Below are 12,488 nucleotides of genomic sequence, written 5' to 3' on the forward strand. Positions count from 1 at the left end.
GCTTGATCAGGCGATGGGTTAACGAGCTGATGGGTAACGGCGATAATTTCCTGAATCCAGGGGAGTCTCTCGAGGACGGCCAATGGATGGTCTCCGAGAACGGCGACTACAAGGTGGGAATGCAGGACGGCCAGCTCGTTACCATGCATGTTCCGAGCGAAACGACCACCCAGCTCTCGAGTGGTGACGGGGGCAACAAGGTCGAGTTCACCGAAGAGGAATGGGACTGGCGGCCCACCGGATGGACCGGGCAGCGCGGCTTGCATACTCTCCGCCTGGACGGTGATCATGGACGAACCTGGTCGGCCACGCCGGATAGCGGGGACGAACGAGACGGCGCGTCCGGCGATTGGCATCAGGGGGGAGACCTGAAACCTGACCAGTTCGTGGTGACGAACGACGGTCAGCTACTCGCACTCTCGGATGTCCCCGGCGAGTGGGATGGAAACTATTCCTCCCTCAATCCGGACAATATAATATGGGCAGCTCAAACCGAAGAGGCGCATGAGGAATTCCAGCAAGAAGTCGCGAGTGCCAAACCTGAAAAAGGCGACAAGTTTTCGGATTTCCCTCTTCAGATCACCACTTTCTCGGGTGCGTCGGAGACCCTCAAGGAGTTCCGCCGCATAGCGAATATGGCGCTTCTGGATGTTATGGACCAGATGGGTGCGGTGGACTCCAAGGATGCCAGCAGTCCTGAATTTCTCCGATACTTGAGGGATGCCCGGCAAGAGAAGGCCGATGGCAACAAAATAGTCTGGGACGACTTTCTGGCCGAGGATTTCATTGCACCGCTATCCGAGGAAGTGACGGATTCCGAGGGGGAGGCCACCGAATCCTACCGGGATGCATCGATCGCCGTTTCGGCACTGGAGCAGTCTTGGGTCAGCAGGGATATGAAACTCGAAGATTTGACCCATGAAGTAAATGGCTTGAACGACGATTACTACATCGATATGTACGACCATATACAGACGGCGAACGATGATATAGAGGAGGCGCTGAGAGGTATCGAAGGTCAGGGGCCGGGGCAGGGCAAGATGTACACCGAGGAAGGGGTGCAGAACATTGCCGAAGAGGCTGCCATATACGGAATAATCAGCGAGGCTGTGCTGTATTGCACCGAGAAAGTGTGGAGTTTCGCCGAGACGGTGGCAGATCTCGACTACCCGGTCGCGCCGGCCGACCCAATTTTCAATCAATTCGAGGGCCCCGGTGACGACGACTCGGGTGATGAGGACTCGGGTGATGAGGACTCAGGTGATGAGGACTCGGGTGATGAGGACTCGGGCAACGAGGACGACGGCGGCGGCGGCAACAACGGCGGCGGCAACAACAACGGCGGCGGAAACAACAACGGCGGCGGAAACAACGGCGGCGACAGCGAGTTCGACTCGGGTAGCGATACTGATGCAGGTGCCGATACCGGCAGCGATACCGAGCCGAGTGCTGATCCCGACGCGGAACTCGCTGCTCTGGGCGAGGATTTCTCGAATATCCTGGGAGGTTCCGAGTCCACTCCGGAGGGTTCGGCCACGGAGGATCTGCTCGGTGGGGGCGAGGAGGACAAACCCTCGAGCCTCGAGGATCGGGTGATGGAGTACATCAACGGCGACACCGGAAATGCGGGTGGCGGTGCTACGCAGGCTCAGGCGCCGGCTCAGCCGCAGCAGGCCGGTATGGACCCGTCCGCGATGATGGCGATGCCATTGCTGGCCAACGCTATGGGTGGCCAGGGCCCGTTGGGTGGCGGCGATAAAGGCGAGGACAAAGGCAAGGACGACGAGCAGCGCGGCCGCGACCAGAATCGGCAGGTTCCCGGCCCGCCGCAGCAGTCTCCGGGCGTGCCCGTCACCGCCGACCCGGGCGTTGCCACCGCTCAGCCGGCCGTCACTGCGCCGTCCGATACCGGGGCACCGCCGATCGTCAGCACTCCCGGCGCCAACGCGGATTGGCCGATACCCGGTGATCCGGAGACGAAGATCAAGGTCCCGCAGGGTGTTTCCGATGCCCTCACCCGGCAGCAGGGTAATCCCGCGATCGATGCGGGCACCGCTTATGCCGGGACACCCGGGGAGCAGACCGTCGAGCATCCGTGGCAGGTGGTCGATGTATCGGCCCTGCGGACGGGTGACGTGATCGCGTGGGAGAACCACAGCGCGGTTGTCGTCGACAACGGTAACGGGCCGCACTATCTCGAAAACGGCCGGTTGGTGCCGCTGAATCAGAGCAATCTGGACAATCCCCAGTACGGGAAGTTCCAGAACTACTTCCATCCGACCGGCCTGGACGCCGCCGGTGGCACGAATATGCAGATTCCCGAAGCGCCCACGGAGATGCCGGAACCGAAGATCACTGCATCGCAGCCGCCCGAGCCGCCGCCGATCCAGGGACCTGAGCAGACGTAGGCGATTGCCGGTCATCGTGAGGTAGGTGGACGCGGTGACCGGCGTGCGGGAGGTGGGAATGCTACTCTCCGCTGAGATCGCCGGAGGGAGGCAGCCATCACCGCACTGTGGATCGTCGTGTTGATCGTGGTACTCGTCTTGGCGGGCATCGTGGCGTACCTGCTCATACAGCGCCGGAGCGCGCCTACCGCGCCACCCGGTCCGGTCGACCCGTTCGCCGACCGGGACTCCGATGCCCTGCGCGGTGACCCGCGGGCGCTGAAGGCCGGCGATATCGCCGATATCTTCGGCGAGACCTACACCGTGCGCGGATCGTTGCGGCTGAAGGAGGGCGGCTACCAGTGGAGTGAGCATCTGCTGGACAACGCCAAGGGCATTCGTAAATGGCTGTCGGTGGAAGAGGATCCCGAGCTCGAGCTGGTGCTGTGGACGGAGACGCCGGGTATCCCGGCGCCCGGCGGCGACGTGCTCGAGCACGACGGAAAACGGTTCCGGTTGGAGGAGTCGGGTACCGCCCGCTATATCGGGGAGGCGACCACCGGGCTCACCCCGTCCGGGACGGTGGCCTACTACGACTATCTCGCCGAGGACGGAACTCGTCTGTCGTTCGAGGATTTCGGGGATTCGGGGAAGAAGGAAGCGGCAATCGGGCAGGTCCTGTACCGCAGTGCGATTATGATCTATCCACAGTCGCCGTCTTGAGTAGCTGTATTACCGGACGGGCTGGGTACCAGACGGGGGAAGGTTTTCTGTGAGTCGTCAATCGTGGGTGATCGCTGCTGTCTGCGCGATCCTCGCTTGTGTGCTGTCCGGATGTGGGTCCGACGACGACGGTGATGGCGCGCGCTCCTACATCACCTCGCATTACACCCGCGCCGCGAATCTCGACGAAGCGAACGACGGCCGGGCCTACACCGCGAACAAACAGCCGGGTGCGGTCGCCGACGAGATCACCAAGGCAGCGCGGCCGCTGGACCGGCGTTCGAGTGGTCCGACGACGTTCCTGCAGTACCGCGACGACATCATCGCGATCTCCCCGTACGGTTCCGGATCGAAGATCCTGGTCGACGACTACCGCAACGGTTACCGGCGCCACCACGCCTTTGTCAGTGTCTTCGGCTGGCCCAGCGATAACAGCGGCTTCCGCGGTGGCGGTTCCGGCGACGGAAAATAGGCTCCGCCGCGCGACCTATCGACCCCTTCCAGGAGGAAACAATGCTCCAAGACCTGCCCGCGGACGCCGGTGCCGCGGCCGCCTACTCCGGCCTCGGCATCGTGCTGATGGTGCTCGGGTTCGTCCTGGTGGATGTGCTCACACCCGGTAACCTGCGCCACCAGATCTGGGTGGAACGCAACCGCAACGCCGCCCTGCTGGTGGCCGCGAACATGCTCGGTGTCGGCATCATCGTCGCCACCGCGATCTGGACCTCCGGTGGTGCGATCGGGCAGGCGCTGATCTCGAGCGCGGTCTACGGGATCATCGGCCTGGTCGCGATGGGTTTGGCGTTCCTGGTGCTGGATATTGCCACTCCGGGTGAATTCCGGGGTGTGGTGAACGAACACGAACTGCATCCCGGGGTGTGGGTGAGCGCCGCGGTGCATATCGCGGTCGCGGCCGTGGTCGCCTCCGCACTCACGTAAAGGTGTCGGCGAGCACTCTGACAGCCGAACAGCCGCCGGTGGAGCCCGGCGGCGCGGCAGCCGACTCTGCGGTCCGGCCGCCGGGGGTCCCCGGGCGTTTCCCTCGGATCGCCCTGCTCATCACCGTCTTCATCTGCGCGGCCTGCGGTCTGGTGTACGAACTGTCCCTGGTGACGCTGGGCAGCTATCTGATCGGTGACACCGCCACGCAGGCCTCGATCACGTTGAGCGTGATGGTGTGTGCGATGGGGATCGGTGCGCTGGCCGCGAAACCGCTGCGGCATCTGGCGGCGCCGGCGTTCCTGGCGGTCGAGATCGTGCTGGCGCTGGTCGGCGGGTTGTCGGTGCTGGGCCTGTACGCCGCTTATGCCTGGCTCAACCTCTACACCGCGGCGCTGGTGGTGGCCTCCTGCGTGATCGGCGCCCTGGTGGGTGCCGAGATCCCGTTGCTGATGGAACTGCTGCAGCGTATCCGCAAACAGGAGGCGGGCAGCGCGGTCGCCGATCTGTTCGCGGCCGACTATGTGGGCGCGCTACTCGGCGGTCTGGCGTTCCCGTTCCTGTTGCTGCCGGTGTTCGGGCAGATCCGCGGCAGCCTCATCGTGGGTGTGGTGAACGCGCTGGCCGGGCTGGCGCTGGTGTTCATCTGGTTCCGCGCGGACCTATCGCATCTGGTCAAAGCGACTTTCGGTATGGTCACCGTGCTCGTCGCATGTGTCCTGATCGGCAGCTATATCTACGCCGACCGGTTCGAAGCCACCGCCCAGCAGGCTTTGTTCGCGGCACCGATCGTGTGGCAGCACCAGACCGAATACCAGAAGATCGTGCTCACCGAATCGGCCTCACCGTTCGGCACCCGCGACACCCGGTTGTTCCTCAACGGCGACCTGCAGTTCTCTTCGGTCGACGAGTATCGCTACCACGAGGCGATGGTGCATCCCGTGCTCGCCGGTAACCGGGAGAACGTGCTGGTCATCGGCGGCGGCGACGGGCTCGCCCTGCGCGAGATCCTGAAATACCCGGACGTTCGCACCGTTACCCTGGTCGAACTGGATCCGGTCATGATCGACCTCGCCCGCACCGACCCGCGGCTCACCGAACTCAACCGGAACTCCTTCGCCGATCCCCGCGTCCGGACGGTCACCGCCGACGCCTTCACTTGGTTGCGCACCGCCCACACGGAATACGACGCGGTGATCATCGACCTGCCCGACCCGGATCAGACCTCCATCGCCAAGCTCTACTCCACCGAGTTCTACGCCATGGCCGCCCGGGTGCTGGCCCCGGAAGCCACCATGGTGGTGCAGGCGGGTTCACCGTTTTTCGCCCCGCACTCCTACTGGTGTATCGCGGCGACGGTTCGTACGTCAGGACTGACGGTGCTGCCTTACCACGTGGATGTGCCGAGCTTCGGCGATTGGGGTTTCCTGCTCGCCACCCGCGACCCGAATCCCGAACTGCGTCTGGACCCACCGGCTCCGCTGCGGTCGATCGACCAGACGAGTCTGCAGGCGGCCAAGGTTTTCGCGCCCGATCGCCGCGATACCGGCGAGCAACCTTCCACCTTGATGCACCCGGTGATCCTGGACCTGGCACGCAAGGAATGGGTGTAGGACGCGGTCGCCGACGGTGTTCAGCCGGCGCCGGCCCGGCTCAGGCCAGAAGCAGCGGAGCCCCGCACGAGAACTCAGTTGGGCGGTTGCCAATTCAGCACGGGTGCCAGGCCGCGCAGCGCCGGGCCGGTGGGCGTCAACCGCATGATCGCATCGCGTATCACCACCGCCGGCGCCCAGGACATCTGGAGCGCGGCGCCCATCCGGCGCGACAACCGCTGCAGCGGTTCGACCCGCGCCCGCCGGAGCCGGTCGTATTCGGCGAGAGCGGACGGGATATCCCGGTGCCGGTCGAGCAGGGCCGCCACGGTGACCGCATCCTCGATGGCCAGATTCGCGCCCTGCCCCAGGTTCGGGGTCATGGCATGGGCGGCATCCCCGAGCAACGCGACAGGCCCGCGCACATAGCTGTCGAGCCGCGGCAGTTCGTAGATATCGTGCCGCAGCAGTGTCTCCTGATCGGTCGCGGCCAGTAGATCCGGGATCGGTTCGTGCCAGCCGGCGAAACGGCGGCGGAGTTCGGCGAGTTCGCCACCCGGGCTGTGGGTTCCCGCGGGCACGGTGGCGGAGCCGTAGAAGTACACCCGGCCGTCTCGCAGCGGGGCGATACCGAAACGGTCCCCGCGCCCGACGGTTTCGCCGCCGGAAGTTACGGGGGTGCGGGGCCGGACGATCGACCGCCAGGCGGTGTAACCCGCGTACTCCGGTGGCGCGGCATCGGGCCAGTGCAATGCCCGGACAGTGCTGTTGATGCCGTCGGCACCGAACACCACATCCGTCTCGGAAGTGCCGAGACTGTGCCGGACCCGGGCACCGTTCTCGGTGGAATCCACGGCGTCCACTGCCGCGCCGAGCCGAACGGGGGCGTCCCCGAGCGCGCGGCGCAGGATGTCGAACAGGTCGGTGCGGTGGATCATCACCAGATCGCCGTAGCGGTCGCGGACTCCGGAGATATCGGTCCGTGCCAGCCACCGGCCGGAGGGGTCACGCATTCCCGCTTCGGTGGCCGACAGTGCCTGTTCCCGGACTGCTGCTCCGACGCCGACCGTATCGAGACCGCGCAAACCGTTGGGCCACAGACTCAACCCGGACCCGGCCGGCCCCACCTCGGTGGCCTTTTCGAGGACCTCTACCTGCCAGCCGCGCCGCCGCAGGGCGACAGCCGCGGTGAGCCCCGCGATACCTGCCCCGACCACGACCGCCCGCCGTTGCTGTCCGCTGGATTCGCCGGTCATCCCCACCTCCCGTATCGGGCACCGTTGCCCGTCCTGGCTCGATTATGGCGCGGGCGCAGCGGGTGAGTGCTGTGTGATTCGACTCGTTTTCGAGGCGCCGCAGAGCAGGTGTACAGCCTCGTGCCGGGCCGCCGGCGGCGAGATCACGGTCGGGGCGGATTCGGGCGGCCGGCGCCCCTGCATCGCCCAAGGTGGCCGGCGGAGGCACCGCACTTCCATCGGGGCGTCATGACAGTGGCGGTGGATGGGATCGCCGGACCGGCGTCGCTACTGCGCCCGTACAGGAGTCCTCGGTGGGTCCCGCGGACATGTGCGTGGTTCGGCCGGACCGTAGACCGGGAAACCAGTGTGGGTACATCGCCGGGGTCGGCGTGGCGGAGCACCGGGTCGTGAGCGTGTCCGAAACCTGGCCCCGGAGTCAGCCGGGATCGGCTGCCGTGGACGGGGTGGCGGTGATGCGGTCCGTGGATGGGGCCGGGGCGGGTGGCTGGCCGGTTCCGTTGGTGGGTGCGGTGGTGGTGCCCTCGGTGGCTCCGGTGGTAGACGGGTGGGTGGTGGTATCGACCGCGGCCCCGGTGGGCGAGGATGCGGTGGTTTCCGTAGCGGATCCGCCCGAGGGGGAGAGTGCGGTGCCGTCCGTGGGCCCGACGGCGGACGAGGTCGCGATGGTGCTGCCGGTGGCGTCGGCGCTGCCGTCTTCCGCTACTTCTTCGCCTTCTTCCTCGGTCGTGGTCACCGTGGTTTCCGGAGTCGTTGTCTCCGGAGTCGTCGTTACCGGCGTGGTTGTTTCCGGGGTGGTTGTCTCCGGAGTTGTGGTTTCGGATTCGGTGGGTTCGGTGGTCGTGGTGGTGACCGGTGGCGGCGGGGTGGTGGTGACCGGTGGTGGCGGAGACATGCTGGGTTGTGGTCCGGGTTCGGTCCCCAGCGGCGGGGGGTCCGCAACCGGACCGCCGGGCGCCACCGGCATGACCGGCGCCGATTCGGTGACCGAAACCGGCGGCGCGAGGACGGGCGGCGGTCCGGAGGGCATCGGACCAGGTGTGGAGGTAGCCGGTCGGCGGATGGTCGAACTCAGTGCCGGGGGAGCCTTCTCGGGGGTTTCGGTAACGAGGGTGCTGTTGTCCCGGGTGAGGGCCAGCGCCGATGTTCCGGCAACGGCGAGTGCCAGTACGGACATCACGATAATCGCCCGCCAGGGCGGCCGCGGTGTCGGAGCGGCGACCGGCGTGGATTCCGGAGCCGTAACCGGGGTGGGGTCCGAAATCGCGACCGGGGTGGGATCCGAAAACGCGACCGGGGTGGGATCCGGAGTAGTGATCGGAATGGGGTCCGGAGTAGTGATCGGAGCCGGGTTCGCCGCCGCGACCGGAGTTGGTTCCGCAGGGCTTACCGGCGTGCCAGGGGGAGGAGTATGCGGATCTCGGGTTTCCGATTCCGGGAGGGCCGGATCCGATGCCGGTGCTGAGGCGCGAACCGGTGACTCTTCCGTCGGTGGTTCCCATAGCGCCGCCCGGGCAGCGGCCGCCAGTTCACCGGCCGTTTCGTAGCGGTCGCTGGGATACTTGGCCATACCCTTGGCGATCACGGCATCGAACGGCCGCGGCACACCGGCGTTCGACGGCAGCGGTGGTTCCTCGTTGAGGTGCGCGGCGATCTGCCGTTGCATACTCTCACCACGGTAGGGCTTGGCCCCCACCAGGCATTCGTAGAGAACGCAGGCCAGCGAGTACACATCCGAACGAGTGCCCGATTCGTCGTCCGCGAGCCGTTCCGGGGCCATATAGGCGAAGGTCCCGATCACCGCGCCCGTGGTGGTGACGGTGGTGTCCTCGTCGCTGCGCGCGATCCCGAAGTCGATCAGATAGGCGAAACCCTTCGGGGTGACGAGGATATTGGACGGTTTCACATCCCGGTGCACGAGTCCTTCGGCGTGTGCCGCGTCCAGCGCCGCGGCGATCTGCGCGATCACCTCCACCGCTTCGCCGACTTCCAGCCGATCCCGCTCCGCGAGCAGTTCCGCCAGATTGGGGGCCTGCACCAGCCGCATATCCAGGTACAGGCGGCCGTCGATCTCGCCGAAATCGTGAATCGGCACGATATGCGGTTCGGCCAGCCGCGCCGCGACCTGGGCTTCGCGCTGGAAGCGTTTACGGTACACCGCGTCGTGGGCGAACTCCCGCGCGAGGACCTTCACCGCCACCAGCCGGTCGGTTCCGGTGTCGTAGGCGCGGTGTACTTCCCCCATGGCTCCGGCCCCGAGTAGATCGAGCAGCCGATAGCGACCGAACGGTGTTCCTTCCACGAGCAACGGATACCACATCCTGTGACCGTTCACAGCACCCCATATGTTGGAGGGCGACCCGTGAAAATCGGTGAAATAGCTGGTTATTCGGGTTATTTCGGTTATTCGGGGGGTTCGTCGGGGGTGCTGGATTCGATAGCCGGATCGGCGAACACCCGGGCTGCTGCCGACCCGGTCAGCCGGGTGGCGGCCGCGGCACCGACCCGCAATGCGAAACGACCGGCGCCGGGGTCGAGCGCGATGAGACCGTATTCGCAGTCGACCTCGTCCTCGGCGAGGTCCAGCGCACGCAATGCGTCGGCCAGCACCGAGCCCGGTGGCAGATCGACGGTCAGCAGCGGCATCAGACCAGATTACGCCCGCGCGGCCACCTTCTGGAGTTCGGCGAGCAGGGCACGGGGTTCGGCGATGCCGTATCCGTGATCGTGATCGAATCCCGCGCCACCCCGGTCGGCCGCGGTGCTGTGCAGTAGTTCGCGCAGCCGGGCCGGTGGGATCTGTGTGGCCGGCCATTTCGTCCGGAATGCCGCGACCACCCCGGCCAGCACCGGGCACGCCGCCGAAGTACCGGTATCGGGCGTATCCGCACCGAAGGCGGTGGAACCGAGGAAATGGGTGTAGGAGCAGATATCGGGTTTGCGGTCGGCCAGCCGGCCGGGTCCCTGCGACGAATACCCCACCCGCTGACCGCCGGTATCGACACCGGCCACGGACAGGACATTCGGATGTGAATTCGCCCCGGTGATCGGCCGCTCGGGGTAGGCGCAACGCCCGTCCGGGCAGTCCCGTCCGCAGTTTCCGGCGGCGAAGAGAATATCGGCGCCCGCGGCATCCAGCGATCCGACGATGACGTTGAAGGGATGGCCGGGATTATCGGAATAGTTGCCGGGATCGCCGACCGGGAAATCCCATTGCGGTGCGAACGCACCCCAGCTGTTGCTGATCACCAGAGCGCGGCGATCCTCCGGCTGCTGGGTGAGCACGGTGCGCAGATGCGCGAAAGCGGCCAGGGCATCGGAGAGCAGACCGTCCATCTCACTGCCGCCGGTCCGGGAACTCTGCAGCAGCGGGATATCGAGGAAGCTCGCGCGCGGGGCCGCGATGAGCGCATCGAAAGCGCACATGGTGCCGTGTCCCACGGCGAATTCACCGGCCTTACCGGTTACTCCGGCCGGATTCCAGCTGCGTGCGGGATCGATGGTGATCTCGGCACCGCTCGCCTCCCGCACCTTCCCCGCGTTGATCCCGGAATCGAGCACCGCCAGCGCGACCCCCTCGCCGGTGAGCCCGGCCGCGGTGAGTTCCGCGCGACCCAGCAGTTCGGCAACCTTGTTCCAGTCACCCACCGCGCCGTCGTCACCGCAGGTGAGCACGGGCTCGATCACCGGATCCGAGAAGACACCGGCCACGCCCGAGGCGCCGGCGAGCGCCTCGCGGGCGGCTCGATCATCGTCGGGGATCTCCCCGCGCACCAGATACGACCCGGTTCCCTGCTGCGCCGTATCGCTCACCGACTGCGCGCCCGGCGGCAGGGCCACCGGGGCGAAGCCGGCGTCCAGCGCAAACCCGGGGAGTTCGCCGGTGAGATCGGTGGCGGCAATCCCGGTGGCCGAACCGGTTGCGGCGGAAAGTTGTTCGGGGGAGGGGCGGAGCTCGAGCACGACTCGCATGCCCGCAATGGTGCCTCGCTACCGCGGACATGGCAATCGGAGCGCAACCCCGGCCGAATGTCCCGCGGCGCGGTTGTCTCCCGCCGGTTTCCGGATCCGCCCGCTGCCGCTGTTACGAGTTCATCTTCAGCGAGCCTGGATGCGGTGGGCGGCCAACCGGCTGAGCACGGCCTGGTTGGCCTCCCAGCCGTCGGGGAACTTCACCGGCACACCCAGATAAACGGGTTCGGCCGACGGGTGCGCGTCCAGGAGTTCGTCGATCCCGCGGCGGCCCACGACGATACAGGCGTGCCTGTGCCGCGACGCCAGCACACACAACCGCCCGGCTTCCAGGTGGAACGCACCGGCGTCGCGGCGGCCGGAGAGCGGATGCAGGATGACCGTGACATCGTATTCGCGGCCCTGCAGCCGGTTCGCCGTATCGACGGTGACGTCGGCGGCGATCGTCGGAGCCAGCGCGTCCCGCACCGCCTGGGCCTGGTCGCGGTGCGCGGTGCCGACGGCGATCCGGGTCGCGTCGATCTCCCGGGTGCCCTGTTCGGAATGGGCGATACCCCCGCGTTCCAGTAACCGGCAGGTGAGGTCGGCGATGGCGGCCACCGCTTCGGCGTCGGTGCGCAGGGTGTGCCGGGCGGGCAGTTCGTAATAGGCCCAGCCGTGGACCGCGGCCTCGTCCAGCACCTCGTCCACCGGACCCCGCAGACCGCGGGTGCCGAATTCCATCCGCCGCTGCTCCGGCCGGGTCCCGGCCTGGAACGGGGCGAAGGGGTAGAACGCGGCGGAGACCACCGACGCCGCCGAAGGCGGTAGCCGCCACGACACCGGCAGCGTATGCACCGGGATACCGTCGTTGTGGTTGAGCATAACCGCGACCGCGCTCATGGTCGGATCCCAGGACAGGCCCGCCCAGCGGTCGGAATCGACCGTGGCGAAGGGGTCGAGCTGACCGGGATCTCCCACGAAGAGTCCACGGTCGAACCGGTTCGCGATACGCAGCAACATATCCGAGCGCATCTGATACGCCTCGTCGACGATCGCATACGACCAGCGGCCCTCGTCCAAAGTGGCCCATTTCGCGGCCGTGCCGATCACGATCGCGCAGCGCTCCAGGTCGGCCGGGCGGTTCGCGACGTCCACGTTCTCGCGGTCGATCCGGGCACTGGGCCGGTAGTCGCCGGCGGACAGGCGCCCGATCCGAAGTTCGGGGTCGGCGGTGGCGAGACGATCGATGAGATCGTCGACCTGTTCGTTGGTCTGCGCGACGATCATCCGCTGCTCGTCGTCGGCGGCCGCCAGCTGCCGCGCCGCGCGCACCACCAGCGTGGACTTCCCGGCACCGGGCGGGGAATCCACGACCAGCGCGCGGTGCGCGGTGTTGTCGAGATCGGTGAGGATCGCGCCGATCACCGCTTCAGCAGTACTCACGACCACTCCTCCTGGTGTTCGGCCGCCGGATCCGGCGGCGGCCCCCCCTGCGTCCACGGCGGCTCCGCGCCGTCCGACTCCGCGCGGCCCGGTAACCCGTCCACCGCCGAACAGCGCGCGGTATCGACGACGGCGGGCGGGGTCGGCAGTCCCTACGATTTCCCCACCGGCCAGTTCCCCAAGGTGTCCATGAC

At 66.8% G+C, this 12,488-nt stretch carries 10 protein-coding genes; 5 read left to right on the forward strand and 5 right to left on the reverse strand.

Features of this window, described 5'->3' with window-relative positions; all coding sequences use genetic code 11:
* Nucleotides 1-29 precede the first annotated feature (29 nt).
* The 5 genes from QH196_RS11720 to QH196_RS11740 all read left to right on the forward strand — a co-directional run bounded on the left by QH196_RS11720 (nucleotide 30) and on the right by QH196_RS11740 (nucleotide 5,662).
* The gene (locus tag QH196_RS11720) at nucleotides 30-2,408 is read left to right on the forward strand and encodes a hypothetical protein (protein WP_280415800.1); all 2,379 of its coding nucleotides are present in this window, start codon (nucleotides 30-32) and stop codon (nucleotides 2,406-2,408) included.
* 117 nt (nucleotides 2,409-2,525) lie between these two features.
* On the forward strand, nucleotides 2,526-3,110 hold the full coding sequence (locus QH196_RS11725) for a DUF4178 domain-containing protein (RefSeq protein WP_280415801.1): 585 nt from the start codon (nucleotides 2,526-2,528) through the stop codon (nucleotides 3,108-3,110).
* 49 nt (nucleotides 3,111-3,159) lie between these two features.
* Nucleotides 3,160-3,582 (forward strand): DUF4247 domain-containing protein, encoded by a 423-nt coding sequence (locus tag QH196_RS11730; RefSeq protein WP_280415802.1) that lies wholly within the window; start codon nucleotides 3,160-3,162, stop codon nucleotides 3,580-3,582.
* A gap of 41 nt (nucleotides 3,583-3,623) precedes the next feature.
* Nucleotides 3,624-4,049 (forward strand): DUF350 domain-containing protein, encoded by a 426-nt coding sequence (locus QH196_RS11735; protein WP_280415803.1) that lies wholly within the window; start codon nucleotides 3,624-3,626, stop codon nucleotides 4,047-4,049.
* Between the two features lie 38 nt (nucleotides 4,050-4,087).
* Nucleotides 4,088-5,662 (forward strand): polyamine aminopropyltransferase, encoded by a 1,575-nt coding sequence (locus QH196_RS11740; RefSeq protein ID WP_432279473.1) that lies wholly within the window; start codon nucleotides 4,088-4,090, stop codon nucleotides 5,660-5,662.
* A 74-nt stretch (nucleotides 5,663-5,736) separates the two neighbouring features.
* On the opposite strand, the gene QH196_RS11745 is transcribed toward QH196_RS11740, so the two are convergent.
* The 5 genes from QH196_RS11745 to QH196_RS11765 form a co-directional block, all read right to left on the reverse strand.
* On the reverse strand, nucleotides 5,737-6,897 hold the full coding sequence (locus QH196_RS11745; RefSeq protein ID WP_280415804.1) for an FAD-dependent oxidoreductase: 1,161 nt from the start codon (nucleotides 6,895-6,897) through the stop codon (nucleotides 5,737-5,739).
* A 418-nt stretch (nucleotides 6,898-7,315) separates the two neighbouring features.
* Entirely contained in the window at nucleotides 7,316-9,217 is a 1,902-nt protein-coding gene (locus QH196_RS11750; protein ID WP_280415805.1) for a serine/threonine-protein kinase, read from the reverse strand.
* 83 nt (nucleotides 9,218-9,300) lie between these two features.
* Nucleotides 9,301-9,543, reverse strand: a complete 243-nt coding sequence (locus tag QH196_RS11755) for a hypothetical protein (RefSeq protein ID WP_280415806.1) — start codon at nucleotides 9,541-9,543, stop codon at nucleotides 9,301-9,303.
* A gap of 9 nt (nucleotides 9,544-9,552) precedes the next feature.
* On the reverse strand, nucleotides 9,553-10,869 hold the full coding sequence (locus QH196_RS11760) for a S8 family peptidase (protein WP_280415807.1): 1,317 nt from the start codon (nucleotides 10,867-10,869) through the stop codon (nucleotides 9,553-9,555).
* A gap of 126 nt (nucleotides 10,870-10,995) precedes the next feature.
* The gene (locus QH196_RS11765; protein WP_280415808.1) at nucleotides 10,996-12,294 is read right to left on the reverse strand and encodes an AAA domain-containing protein; all 1,299 of its coding nucleotides are present in this window, start codon (nucleotides 12,292-12,294) and stop codon (nucleotides 10,996-10,998) included.
* Nucleotides 12,295-12,488 lie beyond the last annotated feature (194 nt).

Source organism: Nocardia carnea (assembly GCF_029868325.1).
In the GTDB taxonomy this organism is placed as follows: Bacteria; Actinomycetota; Actinomycetes; order Mycobacteriales; family Mycobacteriaceae; genus Nocardia; species Nocardia carnea_C.